This window comes from Stenotrophomonas sp. YJH_SMC_64 (assembly GCF_059371375.1).
This window is the reverse complement of sequence record NZ_JCAFUN010000012.1, coordinates 51,702-66,994: the sequence shown is the minus strand read 5'-3', so window position 1 is coordinate 66,994 and position 15,293 is coordinate 51,702. Positions and strand designations below refer to the sequence as shown.

The 15,293-nt window shown below is 66.2% G+C and carries 11 protein-coding genes; 8 read left to right on the top strand and 3 right to left on the bottom strand.

The features are described from left to right. Positions 1-17 precede the first annotated feature (17 nt). Positions 18-647 carry a nucleotide-binding protein gene (locus AC5P9L_RS14145; protein ID WP_005407538.1) on the bottom strand — a complete coding sequence of 210 codons (630 nt, stop codon included), beginning with the start codon at positions 645-647 and terminating at the stop codon, positions 18-20. Between the two features lie 123 nt (positions 648-770). On the opposite strand from AC5P9L_RS14145, the gene AC5P9L_RS14140 reads away from it, so the two are divergent. Further along, complete coding sequence (locus tag AC5P9L_RS14140; protein WP_005411847.1) at positions 771-2,255, top strand: AAA family ATPase; 1,485 nt, start codon at positions 771-773, stop codon at positions 2,253-2,255. A 120-nt stretch (positions 2,256-2,375) separates the two neighbouring features. Here the strand turns inward: AC5P9L_RS14140 and AC5P9L_RS14135 are convergent, their stop codons facing one another. Then, a complete protein-coding gene (locus AC5P9L_RS14135) occupies positions 2,376-3,011 on the bottom strand; it encodes a tetratricopeptide repeat protein (protein ID WP_005407536.1) in 636 nt (211 codons plus the stop codon). A 171-nt stretch (positions 3,012-3,182) separates the two neighbouring features. On the opposite strand from AC5P9L_RS14135, the gene AC5P9L_RS14130 reads away from it, so the two are divergent. From AC5P9L_RS14130 to AC5P9L_RS14120, 3 genes are all read left to right on the top strand, one after another. Beyond that, positions 3,183-6,869: an indolepyruvate ferredoxin oxidoreductase family protein gene (locus AC5P9L_RS14130; protein ID WP_262101637.1), complete on the top strand. Its 3,687-nt coding sequence runs from the start codon at positions 3,183-3,185 to the stop codon at positions 6,867-6,869. 161 nt (positions 6,870-7,030) lie between these two features. Further along, positions 7,031-7,288: a helix-turn-helix domain-containing protein gene (locus AC5P9L_RS14125; RefSeq protein WP_005407534.1), complete on the top strand. Its 258-nt coding sequence runs from the start codon at positions 7,031-7,033 to the stop codon at positions 7,286-7,288. A gap of 3 nt (positions 7,289-7,291) precedes the next feature. Next, a complete protein-coding gene (locus tag AC5P9L_RS14120; protein ID WP_114618723.1) occupies positions 7,292-8,614 on the top strand; it encodes a type II toxin-antitoxin system HipA family toxin in 1,323 nt (440 codons plus the stop codon). Here the strand turns inward: AC5P9L_RS14120 and AC5P9L_RS14115 are convergent, their stop codons facing one another. Then, a complete protein-coding gene (locus AC5P9L_RS14115; RefSeq protein ID WP_005407532.1) occupies positions 8,615-9,229 on the bottom strand; it encodes a DUF938 domain-containing protein in 615 nt (204 codons plus the stop codon). 693 nt (positions 9,230-9,922) lie between these two features. Between AC5P9L_RS14115 and AC5P9L_RS14110 the strand changes: the two genes are divergently transcribed. From AC5P9L_RS14110 to AC5P9L_RS14095, 4 genes are read left to right on the top strand one after another with little or no spacing between them, the layout of a single operon-like run. Then, entirely contained in the window at positions 9,923-11,554 is a 1,632-nt protein-coding gene (locus AC5P9L_RS14110) for a TldD/PmbA family protein (RefSeq protein ID WP_262101636.1), read from the top strand. A gap of 30 nt (positions 11,555-11,584) precedes the next feature. Next, entirely contained in the window at positions 11,585-13,219 is a 1,635-nt protein-coding gene (locus tag AC5P9L_RS14105) for a TldD/PmbA family protein (RefSeq protein ID WP_005407530.1), read from the top strand. Positions 13,220-13,240: 21 nt separating this feature from the next. After that, positions 13,241-14,575, top strand: a complete 1,335-nt coding sequence (locus AC5P9L_RS14100) for a TldD/PmbA family protein (RefSeq protein ID WP_279915876.1) — start codon at positions 13,241-13,243, stop codon at positions 14,573-14,575. Next, positions 14,575-15,282, top strand: a complete 708-nt coding sequence (locus AC5P9L_RS14095; RefSeq protein ID WP_005411842.1) for a DUF4159 domain-containing protein — start codon at positions 14,575-14,577, stop codon at positions 15,280-15,282. Before AC5P9L_RS14100 ends, AC5P9L_RS14095 begins: the two co-directional genes overlap by 1 nt. Positions 15,283-15,293 lie beyond the last annotated feature (11 nt).

Here is a 15,293-nt window from a genome sequence, read left to right as displayed (position 1 = left end):
GAAGAGTGACGCAGGCATCAAAGCTTGAGCCAGGACAGCAGCGGCTCCCAGTCGGCCTGATGCTCCCGCACCTGGGCCGAGCGGTAGTCGAACAGGCTGCGGCCGAGGCCGGTCATGACCACGTAGCTCTGGCTGTCACGCAGCTGCGCGACCACCGGGTACGGCCATTCGGCCAGCATCTGCAACGCCTGCTGCGAGGTCTGGGTCCAGGGCTTGGTGCGGTTGAGGACCAGCCCCACCGGCAGCTTGCGGCTGTGCACCCGCGGGTTCTGGGCCAGGCTGTTGAGGAAGCCGACGATGGCTTCGATGTCGAGCGCCGAGGGCAGCACCGGCACCACCACCGCGTCGGCAGCGTCAAGGAAATGGGGGATATCGTCGGCCAATGCGCCCGCCGGTGCGTCGATGATGACGGTTTCGGTGCCATCGGGCAGCTTCTGCGCCCACTGCTTCTTCCGATACACATCAATGGGGAGCACCGCGCTTTCCAGCCCGGCCCGCCGTTGCGCCCAGCGGGTGCTGGAGCCCTGAGGGTCGGCGTCGGCGATCACCGTGGCCCTGCCCTGCAATGCCGCGTACGCGGCCAGGTGGGTGGCGACGGTGGTCTTGCCCACCCCGCCCTTGGAACCGGCCACCAGGATCGTCTTCATGCCAGCCTCGCTTCCGGGTACGTGCCCCGAGCGTACACCGGCGGTGGTGACGGGAGGTAGCACCGCGCTGAACCTGCGGCCATCGCCTTTGCTATCGTGGCGCCCCCGAAGGATCGAACCGGCATGAGCGAGCTGCAGGATCTGAGCGCGTTGATCCGCGCCAATACGCCACTGATCGTCATTGAGACCCAGGACGAGGGTCGCATCGTCGACCTGTTCCGGCAGACGCTGATGCACGTCTGGCGGGCGCTGCACCGGTGGTCGATCACCGAGGGCCTGCGCCGCATCGACCTGGACAGCGAAGATCCGCCGGCCGGGCCACCCGACGCCAGCGCGGCCCTGCAGATGATCCGCCAGGCCGGGCAGCGCGGGGTCTACCTGCTGCTCGATTTCCACCCCTACCTGGGCTATGCCAGCCACCAGCGCGCCCTGCGCGACCTGATCCAGCGCCGTCACAGCGAACCGCACGTGCTGGTGCTGATCGGCGCCAAGGTCGAACTGCCGGCCGAGCTGGAAGCGCTGGCGGTCCGCTTCAACCCGCGCCTGCCCGATGCCAACGCCCTGCTGAAGATGCTGCGCGAGGAGGCCGATGCCTACGCCCGCGAACACGGCGGCCGCCGCGTCGAAGTCGACAGCGAGGCGGTGAAGAAGATCCTGAAGAACCTGCAGGGCCTGAGCCTGGTCGATGCCCGGCGCATCGCCCGGCAGCTGATCTACGCCGACGGCGCGCTGCGCGACGACGACCTGCCGCAGCTGGCACGGCTGAAGTTCGAGCTGCTCAACCGCAGCGGCCACCTGTTCTTCGAGCATGACAGCGCGCGGTTCGGCGACGTGGCCGGCGCCAACCGGCTCAAGCGCTGGATCAACCAGCGGCGTGTGGCGTTCATCGCTGGCTCCGCACCGGCCGGGCTGGACCCACCGCGCGGCATGCTGCTGCTGGGCGTGCAGGGTTGCGGCAAGTCGATGCTGGCCAAGGCCACCGCCGCCGGTTTCGGCGTACCGCTGCTGCGCCTGGACGTGGGCGCGCTGTACAACAAATACCACGGCGAGACCGAGGCCAACCTGCGCCAGGCCTTGGCCTCGGCCGAGCAGCTGGCGCCCTGCGTGCTGTGGATGGATGAAATCGAGAAGGGCCTGGCCAGCGGTGGCGAGGACGGTGGCGTGTCACGCCGCGTGCTGGGCCATCTGCTGACCTGGATGGCCGAGCGCAAGGCACCGGTGTTCATCGTGGCCACTGCCAACCAGGTGCACGAGCTGCCTGCCGAGCTGCTGCGCAAGGGCCGCTTCGACGAGATCTTCTTCGTTGACCTGCCTTCGCCGGAGGTGCGCGTGGAACTGCTGCGACTGCATCTGGGTCGGCGCCAGCTCAATGCCGACGACTTCGCGCTGCCAGCGCTGGCGGCCGCGGCGAATGGTTTCTCAGGTGCGGAGATCGAGCAGGCGATCGTGGCCGGGCTGTATGCGGCGCACGCCGAAGGGCGGCCACTGGATACCGAGCTGCTGATGAACGAGATCCGTGCGACGCGACCGCTGTCGGTACTGATGGCCGAGCAGGTCGAGGCACTGCGGGCATGGGCGTCGGGACGGACGGTTTCCGCGGACGATTGAGGTTTCCAGCGAACGGCGCAGCCCCTCGTGGCGGCTGGTTGGCTGTGAACATCAAAAGCCACGCTTGGCCGGGCGGGGTGGATTCGCGGGGGACGCCGTGAACCCGGCCGAACCCCTCCCTCAGGGCCACGCAGGCGGGGCCGCCGCCCAGGCCTGCTGCACCTCGGCCAACGACGCGCGCTCATCCTCGCGCCACTGCGGCAGCAGCTGCGCGTAATTGGCACTGGTGCTCCATTGCGACGGCTCGGTACGCACTGCTGCGGCATACCACTGCACGGCCTCCTGCTTCTGCCCCATCCGCCATAGGGCCAGCGCGTACGTGGGTGGCACCCAGCTGGGCTTGCTGCGCGCATTGCCGGCCGACGACAACCATTGCTCCAGCGCCGCCTCCGGCTTGCCCTGGCGCAGCAGGTCCCAGCCATAGTTCCAACGCACGCTGCGGCCCGCGCTGCTCTGTGCCGGCGCCTCCTTCAGGGCCTCGCCATACAGCTGGTCGGCCAGCTCGGCACGGCCCTGGGTGCTGGCCACCGAAGCCAGCTGCACGGTGGCTTCCACCGCGCGCCGGCCGCGCTCGCGCAGCCTCACCAGCTGGGTGACCAGCTCATCGCCTTCGCCCTGCATCGCCACCATCGGTGCCGCCGCCAGGTCGCTGTCGAAGTAGAACTCCTGTGGTGCCGGCATGGCCGGCGCGGCCCACGCCGTGGCCGCTCCCGAGGCCAGCAGCACGCTGGCCAGGATCTTTCCTGGAACTGACATCCCTTCTCCCCAGGCTGCACAACCGCAGCCTCCCTCTCTCGCCCCGATCCTAACCCCAGCGGCGGCGCGGGCGCGAGTGCCGGGCCCACCACGGCCCCGCTGCTACAATTCGCGCCTTTCCCGCCGCGTGCCTGCACGCGGCCGGTGCCAGCCGATCCTACCGGGCCAGCCATGACCAGTACCGCGCAACTCACTTCGCCCTCCTCCGCCGACCTGCTCGACCGTGATTACACGCTCGACCACAAGTACACCCGCAACGAGGGGCGGATCTACCTGAGTGGCGTGCAGGCGCTGGTGCGGCTGCCGCTGATGCAGCGCCTGCGCGACGCCGCCGAAGGCATCGACAGCGCCGGCTTCGTCAGTGGCTACCGTGGCAGCCCGCTGGGTGGCTTCGACCTGGAACTGTGGCGCGCGCGCAAGCATCTGGAAGCGGCCAAGGTGAAGTTCACCCCCGGCCTGAACGAGGACCTGGGCGCCACCATGGTATGGGGCACCCAGCAGACCAACCTGTTCCCCGGCGCCAACGTGCAGGGCGTGTTCGGCATGTGGTACGGCAAGGGACCGGGCGTGGACCGCTGCGGCGACGTGTTCAAGCATGCCAATGCGGCCGGCACCTCGCGCTATGGTGGCGTGCTGGCACTGGCCGCCGATGACCATGCCTGCCGCAGTTCGACCCTGCCGCATGGCAGCGAGGACGAGTTCGTCAGCGCGATGATGCCGGTGCTGAACCCGGCCGGCGTGCAGGACATCCTCGACATGGGCCTGCTGGGCTGGGCGATGAGCCGCTATACCGGCCGCTGGGTCGGCTTCAAGACGATCGCCGAGACGGTGGAATCGTCGGCCTCGGTGCAGGTCGATCCGATGGCGCGCCGCATCGTGCTGCCGGAAGACTTCGAGATGCCGTCGGGTGGCCTCAACATCCGCTGGCCGGACCCGCCGCTGGACCAGGAAATGCGCCTGCACCGCTATGCGGTGAAGGCCGCGCAGGCCTTTGCCCGCGCCAACGGCATCGACAAGGTGGTGATGGATGCGCCGCGCGCGCGGCTGGGCATCGTCACCACCGGCAAGAGCTACCTGGACGTGCTGCAGGCGCTGGAGTACCTGGGCCTGGACGAAGCCGCGTGCGCCGACATCGGCATCCGCGTGTACAAGGTCGGCATGACCTGGCCGCTGGAACCGCAGGGCATCGCGCGCTTCGCGCAGGGGCTGGAAGACATCATCGTGGTGGAGGAGAAGCGTGCCTTCATCGAGCGCCAGATGAAGGAACAGTTCTTCAACTGGCCGGCCAGCTGGGGCCAGCGCCCGTCCATCGTCGGCAAGTACGACGAGAGTGGCGAATGGATCCTGCCGTCCACCGGCGAACTGACCCCGGCCACCATCGCCGGCGTGATCGGCCGCCGCATCCAGAAGTTCTTCAACAACGAATCCATTGAACAACGCCTGCAGTGGATGCAGCAGAAGGAAGCCGAGCTTGCGTTGCCGCGCGCCAGCTTCCCGCGCGTGCCGCACTACTGCTCCGGTTGCCCGCACAACACCTCCACCCAGGTGCCGGAAGGCTCGCGGGCACTGGCCGGCATCGGTTGCCATTACATGGTGACCTGGATGGACCGCAGCACCGACACCTTCACCCACATGGGCGGCGAAGGCGTGACCTGGGCCGGGCAGGCGCCGTTCACCGATACCCCGCACGTGTTCCAGAACCTGGGCGACGGCACCTATTTCCACAGCGGCTCGCTGGCGATCCGCCAGGCGGTCGCGGCCGGCGTCAACATCACCTACAAGATCCTCTACAACGACGCGGTGGCGATGACCGGCGGCCAGCCGGTGGACGGCCCGCTGAGCGTGCCCGACATCGCACGGCAGATGCGCGCCGAAGGCATCCACACCATCGTGGTGCTGTCGGACGACATCGGCAAGTGGACCGGCCAGCGCGAGCACTTCCCCAGCGACGTGGAGTTCCACGACCGCAGCGAACTGGAGGAGGTGCAGAAGCGCCTGCGCGAAGTGAAGGGTGTTTCGATCCTGATCTACGAACAGACCTGCGCCACCGAGAAGCGTCGCCGCCGCAAGCGCGGCAAGCTGGAAGATCCGCAGAAGCGGGTGCTGATCAATTCGCTGGTCTGCGAAGGTTGCGGCGACTGCGGCAAGAAGAGCTTCTGCGTGTCGGTGCTGCCGAAGGAAACCGAGTTCGGGCGCAAGCGCGAGATCGACCAGTCCAACTGCAACAAGGACTATTCGTGCGTGAACGGCTTCTGCCCGAGCTTCGTCACCGTACACGGTGGCCAGCCGCGCAAGGGCAGCAAGCGCGATGCCTCCACGCTGCTGGACAATCTGCCGGCACCAACCATCCGCGGCACGCTGGAACAACCCTGGAACATCCTGATCACCGGCGTCGGCGGTACCGGCGTGGTGACCATCGGTGCACTGCTGGGCATGGCCGGCCACCTGGAAGGCAAGGGCGCGACCGTGCTCGACCAGACCGGCCTGGCGCAGAAGGGTGGCGCGGTGACCACGCATATCCGCATCGCACGCCGCCCGGATGACATCCACGCCGTGCGCATCGCCGCCGGTGAAGCCGACCTGGTGCTGGGCTGCGACATGGTGGTGGTCAACGACTACTGGGCGCTTTCGAAGGTGCGCGCCGGCCGTTCGCAGGTGGTGCTGAACACCTACGAAGCGATGCCGGGCACGTTCACCACCCGTCCGGACATGCAGTTCCCCGCCGCCGACATCATCGCCGGTGTGCGCGTAGCCCTGGGCGGCCAGGAGCCGCTGCTGCTCGATGCCACCCAGCTGGCCACCGCGCTGCTGGGCGATGCCATCGCCGCCAACCTGTTCATCCTCGGCTACGCCTGGCAGCAGGGCCTGGTGCCGCTGTCGTTCGAGTCGCTGATGCGCGCCATCGAACTCAATGGCGCCGCCGTGGCGATGAACCAGCAGGCCTTCGCCTGGGGCCGCCTGGCGGTGGTCGACCCGCAGGCCGTGCAGCAGGCCGCCGGCCTGGTGCGCAACCGCCACACTGATACCGAATCCACCCCGGGCCCGCTGCATCCGCTGCCGCCGGGCGAGTGGGAGGGCAACGAATGGGGTGCCACCGCCGCACCGCGCAACACCGGCGACGAACGCGAACTGCGTGGCCTGCCCTCGCACGGCGGCGACGTGGCGTTCCTGCCGCTGGACGACGCACGCCTGTCGCGCTCGCTGGATGAAATGATCGAGCGCCGTGCCGCCTTCCTGGTCGATTACCAGGACGCTGCCTATGCCAAGCGCTACCGTGATCTGGTGGCACGCGTGCGCGCCACCGAGGCCGAGCGCATCGGCGGTTCCACCGCGTTGACCGAGACGGTAGCCCGCTACCTGTTCAAGCTGATGGCCTACAAGGACGAGTACGAAGTGGCCCGCCTGTACACCAGCGGCGACTTCCAGCGCCGCCTGCAGCAGCAGTTCGAGGGCGATTACCAGCTGCGCTTCCACCTGGCGCCGCCGCTGTTCGCGAAGAAGGACGAGCAGGGCCGGTTGCTGAAGAAGGAATACGGCCCGTGGATGTTCAAGGCCTTCGGCCTGCTGGCCAAGCTGAAGTTCCTGCGTGGCGGCCGACTCGACGTGTTCGGCCGCACCGAGGAACGCCGCATGGAGCGCAAGCTGATCGGTGACTACGAGGCGACCGTGCAGGTGCTGCTGGATGGCCTGGATGACGACCGCCTGGCGCTGGCGGTGGAGATTGCCAGCATCCCCGAGCACATCCGCGGCTTCGGCCACGTCAAGGAAGCCCACTTCGCGCAGGCCAAGGCGCGGGAAGCCACGCTGCTGGCGCAGTGGCGGAACCCGAAGGCACTGCACATCGTGCAGGTGGTTTGACGCGGCGCTGCGTCATGGAAAGGCAACCTATAGGTTGCATAGCGATATAGCAATCGATAGGTTGCCTCCTCAGCGAGAAAGCGATAGGTTGCTTGTCGTAAAGCAACCTATCCTTTGCGTACGCGTTGGCATACGGTCATCTTTCCTTGAGGACTGCCGGTATGGACAGGCCGCTGCACACAGTGAGGACAGCCCAACAACTTGCGCCCCTGATGCGTGCTTTCCGGCGCCAGGCGGGCCTGAGCCAGGCTCAGCTGGCGGAGCGACTCGGGATCAGCCGCCAGGCAGTGGGCGCGCTGGAACGCGACCCTGCATCGGCAAGTTTTGAACGCCTGATGCGGATCTGGGCGGTGCTGGGTCTGGAGGTCAGCCTCCAGCAACGAAGTCCCCAGGAGAACACGTCGTCATTGGAGTGGTGAGCCATGGGTACGCTGCAGGTCTGGATGAATGGTGTGGAAGTCGCACTTTGGGATGATGTCCGGAACGGGTCATCCCGGTTGTCGTATGTCAGCCAGTGGATCAGCTCGCCCCAGTCCCGACCGTTGTCGCTCTCTCTACCCCTGCTCCCAGATGGCGAGAGCCATCGGGGCAGCGTCGTCAACGACTACTTCGATAACCTTCTTCCCGATAACGTCGCCATACGCAACCGGATCCGCGACCGGTTCGCCACGCGCGGCAGCGATACGTTCGATCTTCTTGAAGCCATTGGACGGGATTGTGTCGGCGCAGTGCAGCTGTTGCCGCCAGCGCGTCCACCCGAAGACATCCAGCAGATCACGTGCGAGGTGTTGGACGAAGCAGGTGTCGCTACGATCCTGCGTCAGGTGACGACAGGGAACCTGCCTGGCGCACCCAGCCGTGATGATGCATTCCGCATTTCCATCGCCGGTGCGCAGGAAAAGACCGGTCTTCTGCTGCATGCTGGCAAATGGTGCATTCCTACCGGCAACACACCATCCACTCACATCTTCAAGCTGCCGCTTGGCATTGTTGGCAACATGCGGGCAGACATGCATCAGTCCGTGGAGAATGAATGGCTGTGCATGCATCTGCTTTCCGCCTTTGATATCCCCGTGGCCGAGACGCAGATGGGCCGCTTCAACGACCAACGTGCTCTCATTGTCGAGCGGTTTGACCGTCGCCTGTCTGCCGACCGCCGGTGGTGGCTGCGACTGCCACAGGAAGACATGTGTCAGGTCTTTGGTCTGCCGGCTGCCAGAAAGTATGAATCCGATGGCGGCCCCGGTATCGTTCCGATCATGGATCTGCTTCGACAGTCCGAACACCCCGAGGATCGCGCGATCTTCTTCAAGACGCAGATTCTTTTCTGGATGCTGGCCGCAACCGACGGCCATGCCAAGAATTTCAGTGTTCACCTGGAAGCCGGTGGACGCTTCCGCCTGACGCCCGTCTACGACGTGCTGTCGGTATATCCCATCCTCGGCAGGGGACCCAATCAACTCGATCCACGAAACGCACAGCTCGCCATGGCCGTACATGGCAAGAACCGCCACCGGAAACTGCACCTTGTGCGACGGCGGCACTGGAATGAAACCGCGCGCGCCTGCGGCGTTGCCGATGGTGCAGAACCATGGATCAAGACATTGATCGCGGCCGTCGAGCCCGCCATCCAGCAGGTCACCCGTCAGCTCCCGGATGACTTCCCCTCAAACGTGTCCGAACCGATTTTCAACGGACTTCGTGCTGCGGCAGCACGCCTTTCCAGCATGGCCCCCGAGGCTTGATCACCCCAACCGCCACAGCAGGAGGCGGTTGTTGGCCGGCATCGCCACGTCGCGCAGGCGGGTGAAGCCGTTGTCCTCGGCCAGCGCCTGCACGGCTTCCACATCGCGGATGCCGCTGCGCGGGTCACGTGCCTTCAGCCACGCATCGAACTGCGCGTTGCTGTCGCTGGTGTAGCGGCCGCCGTAGTTGAACGGGCCGTAGACCGCCAGCAGCGCACCGTGGCGCAGCAGCGGCGGCAGCGCGGCAAACAACGCCTGCACGTGCTCCCAGCCCATGATGTGCAGGGTATTGGCAGTGAACGCCGCATCGAACGTGCTGCCCTGTGGCAGGCTGAGCCCGGGCGCCGGTGGCAGTTCCACCTGCAGCGCCGCCGGCGGCAGCAGGTTCAGCAGCGCCGCCTCGGCGCGCCAGGCCTCGATGCCGGGCAGATGGTCCGGGTGATCGCTGGGCTGCCAACGCAGCCACGGCCAGCGCTCGGCGAAGAAGGCCGCATGCTGGCCGGTGCCACTGCCGATCTCCAGCACCCGATGGCGGTCGCCCATCCACGGGTCGAGCGCGGCCGCGATCGGTTCGCGGTTGCGTTCGCAGGCTTCTGAATACGGCTTGCTCGACATCAGGACGGGGTCCGGGCGGGGTCGGCCCCATTGTGCACGAGGGGGTGTTGCTCGGCAGGGCTTGCAGCCCTGCACCTGCTTCAAGCCACAGCAACGGCAACAGCCACGTCAAATTCAAAAGCGGGCTTTCCGTGGGATGGCGGGGTGGGTCCGATTGAGGGGGACGCTGCAAGTACGTCCATGTAAGCTCGGTCGCCGCATCCATGCGGCTCACGCCCCCTCAACCGGACCCACCCGCCTTCGACAGTTGGCCGCGATCTGTCGGAAACACTCTTGGGGTCAGATCCGTTTTCCGCAGGAAAACGGATCTGACCCCGAATTTCATTCGATATCTGACAGATGTGCCGACCAACGGTCGGCACCCACCAACAGCCACCGGCCAGCTGTCAGAGGTGGGGCGGTGTGGGTGGGCAGGACCGTTGGCGCCATGGATGGCGCCATCGAGCCCCCAGGGACGGGTTTACGGCGTGTCCTGCCCACCCACACCGCCCCGCCATCCCACGGAATGCCGCTCTGGCTCTGGCTTTGGCCGTTGCCGTTGCTCTGAGCAGGTGCAGGGCGCAGCCCTGCCGAAACACCCCCAACCATGACTGCAGTCACTTGTCCCCACGCCCCGCGCTGGCGAAAGTCGAGGAGTTGACGTGATCGGTCCGGCCCATTGCCAACCGCACGCAAGCGAGAGAGAGAAACGCTGTGCAACGACGTGAGTTCCTGGCTTTTTCCGGTCTGGGCCTGGCGGGCCTGCTGCTGCCGCATTCCCGTGCCATCGCCGCCGAGCAGCTGCTTGCCCCGGCCGATACCGCCCAGCGCAGGCGCCTGGCGGACGTGGCGCTGGCCGCCGCACGCACCGCCAAGGCCAGCTACTGCGATGTCCGCATCGGCCGCTATCTCAACCAGTCGGTCATCACCCGCGAACACCAGGTCGGCAATGTGACCAACCGCGAGTCGTCCGGCGTGGGCGTGCGCGTGATCGTCAACGGCGCCTGGGGCTTCGCCGCCACCCATCAGCAGACCGAGGCCGCCGTGCGCGCCGCAGTCGAGCAGGCGGCCGCGATCGCCCGTGCCAACGCCAGCATCCAGACCCGGCCAGTGCAGCTGGCGCCGACACCCTCGGTCGGTGAGGTGCGCTGGCAGACGCCCGTCCGCAGGAACGCGATGGCGGTGCCGATCCAGGACAAGGTCGAGCTGCTGCTGGCACTCAATGCCGCTGCGCTGAATGCGGGCGCCGACTACATCAATTCCACCCTGTTCCTGGTCAACGAGCAGAAGTACTTCGCCTCCAGCGACGGCTCGTTCATCGACCAGGACATCCACCGCATCTGGCTGCCGTTCACCGCCACCGCCATCGACAAGGCCAGCGGCAGGTTCCGTACCCGCGCTGGCCTGTCCTCGCCGATGGGCATGGGCTACGAGTTCCTCGATGGCGATGCGAGTGGCAAGGTGCAGCTGCCCGGCGGCATCACCGCTTACCGCGATTCCTACGACCCGGTCGAGGACGCCATCGCGGCCGCCCGCCACGCGCGCGAGAAGCTGAAGGCGCCGTCGGTAAAGCCCGGCAAGTACGACCTGGTGCTGGACCCGTCCAACCTGTTCCTGACCATCCACGAGAACGTCGGCCACCCGCTGGAGCTGGACCGCGTGCTCGGCTACGAAGCCAACTACGCCGGCACCAGCTTCGCCACCCTGGACAAGCGCGATGCGGGTTTCCGCTGGGGCAGCGACATCGTCACCTTCTTCGCCGACAAGACCCAGCCGGGCAGCCTCGGCGCCGTCGGCTACGACGATGAAGGGGTGAAGACGCAGCGTTGGGACCTGGTGCGCGACGGCATCCTGGTTGACTACCAGGCCACCCGCGACGAGGCCCATATCCTCGGCCGCGATGCATCGCATGGCTGCAGCTATGCCGATTCCTGGTCCAGCGTGCAGTTCCAGCGCATGGCCAATGTCTCACTGGCACCGGGCAAGCAGCCGCTCAGCGTCGAGGACATGATCAAGGACGTGGAGAACGGCATCTGGATCCACGGCCGCGGTTCGTATTCGATCGACCAGCAGCGCTACAACGCGCAGTTCGGCGGCCAGCTGTACTACCAGATCAAGGACGGAAAGATCGCGGGCATGGTCGAGGATGCGGCCTACCAGATCCGAACGCCGGAATTCTGGAATGCCTGCACCGCCATCTGCGATGAACGCGACTTCCGCCTGGGCGGTTCGTTCTTCGACGGCAAGGGCCAGCCCGGCCAGGTCTCGGCGGTCTCGCACGGTTCGTCCACCACCCGCTTCAACGGCATCAACATCATCAACACCGCGCGCAGTCTCGGCGCTTGAGCCACCCATCCTTCGACATGGAGAGCAGCCTTGCAAAGACGTGACTTCCTGGCCCTGACCGGGCTTACCGCGGGCGGGCTGATCGTGCCCTCCTTCTTCGGCAAGGTGATCGCCGCCGAACAGCTGCAGAGCTCGCTGGACCTGGGGCTGAAGAAGCGCCTGGCCGATGCGGCGCTGGCCGCCGCCCGCCAGGCCGGTGCCACCTACTGCGACGTGCGCATCGGCCGCTACCTGCGGCAGTTCGTGATCACCCGCGAGGACAAGGTGCAGAACGTGGTGAACACCGAGTCCACCGGCGTGGGCATCCGCGTGATCGTCAACGGTGCCTGGGGCTTTGCCGCCACCAATGCGCTGGGTACGGCCGATGTGGCCAAGGCCGCGCAGCAGGCGGCGGCGATCGCCAAGGCCAATGCCGGCGTGCAGACCGCGCCGGTGCAGCTGGCCAAGGCGCCGGGCGTCGGTGAGGTGAGCTGGCGCACGCCGATCCGCAAGAATGCGATGGAGGTGCCGATCAAGGACAAGGTCGGCCTGCTGCTGGACGTCAACGCCGCCGCAATGGGCGCCGGTGCCAGCTTCGTCAACTCGATGCTGTTCCTGGTCAACGAGCAGAAGTACTTTGCCTCCACCGACGGCTCCTACATCGACCAGGACGTGCACCGTATCTGGGCGCCGATGACGGTCACCGCCATCGACAAGTCCAGCGGCAAGTTCCGCACCCGTTCGGGCCTGTCCTCGCCGATGGGCCTGGGCTACGAGTACCTGGATGGCGCCGCCGCAGGCAAGGTGGTCGGCCCCAATGGCGTGGTCAACTACAGTTCTTCCTACGACATGAAGGAAGACGCCATCGCCGCTGCCAGGCAGGCGCAGGAAAAGCTGAAGGCACCGTCGGTGAAGCCGGGCAAGTACGACCTGGTGCTCGACCCGTCGCATACCTGGCTGACCATCCACGAATCGATCGGCCATCCGCTGGAACTGGACCGCGTGCTCGGCTACGAAGCCAACTACGCCGGCACCAGCTTCGCCACCCTGGACAAGCGCGAACAGCATTTCCAGTACGGCAGCGAACTGGTCAACATCTTCGCCGACAAGACCCAGCCGGGCAGCCTCGGCGCGGTGGCGTACGACGATGAAGGCGTGAAGTGCAAGCGCTGGGACCTGATCAGCAACGGCAAGCTGGTGGACTACCAGACCATCCGCGACCAGGCCCACATCCTCGGCAAGACCGAATCCGACGGCTGCTGCTATGCCGACTCGTGGTCCAGCGTGCAGTTCCAGCGCATGGCCAACGTGTCGATGGCACCGGGCAAGAAGCCATTGAGCGTGCCGGACCTGATCAAGGACGTGGAGAACGGCATCTACATCATCGGTGATGGTTCGTTCTCGATCGACCAGCAGCGCTACAACGCGCAGTTCGGCGGCCAGCTGTTCTACGAGATCAAGAACGGCCAGATCACCCGCATGCTGGAAGACGTGGCCTACCAGATCCGCACGCCGGAGTTCTGGAACGCCTGCACCGCCGTGGCCGACGAGCGTGACTACCGCCTGGGCGGTTCGTTCTTCGACGGCAAGGGCCAGCCGGGCCAGGTCTCGGCGGTCTCGCACGGTTCGTCCACCGCGCGCTTCAACGGCATCAACGTCATCAACACCGCACGCAGCCTCGGCTGATCGGTCAGGAGCCCTTACACCATGAGTATCTTCACCGAAGCCCAGGCCAAGGCCATCCTCGACAAGGTCATCGCCCTGTCCAAGGCCGACGAATGCACCGCCGTGCTGGCCGGCGCGATCGACGGCAACATCCGTTTCGCACTGAACAATGTCTCCACCAGCGGCATCGTCGACAACACCGAACTGGCGGTCACCGTTGCCTTCGGCAAGCGCGTCGGCACGGCCTCGATCAACGAGTTCGACGATGCCGCGCTGGAACGCGTGGTGCGCCGTGCCGAAGACCTGGCCCGCCTGGCCCCGGAAAACCCGGAGTTCATGCCGGCCATCGGCAAGCAGACCTACCGCGCCAGCCCCACCTTCAGCGAATCCACTGCCGCGATCGATCCGGCTTTCCGTGCCAAGGTTGCCGCAGATTCAATCGCGCCGTGCCGTGGCCATGGCCTGATCGCCGCCGGCTTCCTCGAAGACGGCCAGGGCTTCCAGGCCACCGCCAACAGCAACGGCAACTTCGCCTACCAGCGCACCACCAACTTCAATTACACCTGCACCGTGCGCACCGAGGATGGCCGTGGTTCGGGCTGGGTCGGCCGCAACCTGAAGGATGCGGCTGACTTCAAGGCGGACCAGGACATCCGCATCGCCATGCGCAAGGCCACCGAATCGGCCGAAGCCAAAGCGCTGGAACCGGGCAAGTACACGGTGATCCTGGAGCCGGCTGCGGCGGCCGGCCTGATCAGCTTCATGATGAACTTCTTCAGCGCACGCTCGGCCGATGAAGGCCGCAGCTTCCTGTCCAAGAAGGGCGGCGGCAACAAGCTGGGCGAGCAGGTCTACGACCCGCGCGTGACCATGATCGCCGACCCCTGGCATCCGGACGCACCGGTGCTGCCCTGGGACAACGAGGGCCTGCCCCGCGAGCGCATGGCCATCATCGAGAACGGCAGGATCGCCAACCTGGACTACTCGCGCTTCTGGGCGCAGAAGCAGGGCAAGACCGCCAAGGCGTCGCCGGGCAACCTGCTGATGAGCGGTGGCGATAAGAGCACCGCCGAACTGGTTCGCGGCACCCAGAAGGGCATCCTGGTCACCCGCACCTGGTACATCCGCATGGTCGATCCGCAGACCGTGCTGCTGACCGGCCTGACCCGCGACGGCACCTTCTACATCGAGAACGGCCAGATCAAGTATCCGGTGAAGAACTTCCGCTTCAACGAATCGCCGGTGATCATGCTCAACAACATCGAAGAGCTGGGCAAGCCGGTGCGCGTGGCCGGTGATGAATCCAGCTACGTGATGATGATCCCGCCGATGAAGCTGCGCGATTTCACCTTCACTTCGCTGTCCGACGCGGTCTGATGGATCGCCGGGCCTGCCTGCGCTGGTTGGCCGCTGCCGCTTCGGCGGCGGCGCTGCCAGCCTGGGCACAGGCAGGCCCGCGCAGTTCGCGCTACGACTTCTGGTTCACCCGCCTTCAGTACGACTCCGGTGACTGGGACGTGGACGCGCGCATGCCGTCCAACCTGATCACCTCGCTGATCGACTACACCTCGCTGCGCGTGGACCCGCAGGAACACGTGGTGGCGCTGGCCGACCCACGCATGCTGGAAGCGCCGTTCTGCTACCTGGCCGGGCACACGCTGGTGGAATTCAACGCCGCCGAGCGGCAGAACTTCGTGCGCTACGTGCGCAATGGCGGCTTCGTCTTCGTCGACGACTGCAACCACGATATCGACGGCCTGTTCGCTACCTCGTTCGAGGCGCAGATGGGTCGCCTGTTCGGGCCCAGGGCATTGCAGAAGCTGCCCAACAGCCACCCGCTGTACCGCAGTTTCTTCCGCTTCCCGGATGGCCCGCCTGCCACCAGCTTCGAACTCAACGGCTGGGGCGACGACCTGGTGCACGACTACCTGAAGGGCATCGAGGTCGACGGCCGCCTGGGCCTGCTGTACAGCAACAAGGACTACGGCTGCGAGTGGGACTACGACTGGCGCAACAAGCGCTTCCTGGCCGAAGACAACACCCGCTTCGGCGTCAACATCGTGATGTACGCGTTGAACAACTGATAGGACCTGCA

What these genes read in the sequence shown, in the direction of transcription:
- AC5P9L_RS14125 (WP_005407534.1), top strand. Translation starts at nt 7,031, where the DNA reads ATGGACAGGCCGCTGCACACAGTGAGGACAGCCCAACAACTTGCGCCC.
- AC5P9L_RS14095 (WP_005411842.1), top strand. Translation starts at nt 14,575, where the DNA reads ATGGATCGCCGGGCCTGCCTGCGCTGGTTGGCCGCTGCCGCTTCGGCG.
- AC5P9L_RS14130 (WP_262101637.1), top strand. Translation starts at nt 3,183, where the DNA reads ATGACCAGTACCGCGCAACTCACTTCGCCCTCCTCCGCCGACCTGCTC.
- AC5P9L_RS14120 (WP_114618723.1), top strand. Translation starts at nt 7,292, where the DNA reads ATGGGTACGCTGCAGGTCTGGATGAATGGTGTGGAAGTCGCACTTTGG.
- AC5P9L_RS14135 (WP_005407536.1), bottom strand. Translation starts at nt 3,011, where the DNA reads ATGTCAGTTCCAGGAAAGATCCTGGCCAGCGTGCTGCTGGCCTCGGGA.
- AC5P9L_RS14140 (WP_005411847.1), top strand. Translation starts at nt 771, where the DNA reads ATGAGCGAGCTGCAGGATCTGAGCGCGTTGATCCGCGCCAATACGCCA.
- AC5P9L_RS14145 (WP_005407538.1), bottom strand. Translation starts at nt 647, where the DNA reads ATGAAGACGATCCTGGTGGCCGGTTCCAAGGGCGGGGTGGGCAAGACC.
- AC5P9L_RS14115 (WP_005407532.1), bottom strand. Translation starts at nt 9,229, where the DNA reads ATGTCGAGCAAGCCGTATTCAGAAGCCTGCGAACGCAACCGCGAACCG.
- AC5P9L_RS14100 (WP_279915876.1), top strand. Translation starts at nt 13,241, where the DNA reads ATGAGTATCTTCACCGAAGCCCAGGCCAAGGCCATCCTCGACAAGGTC.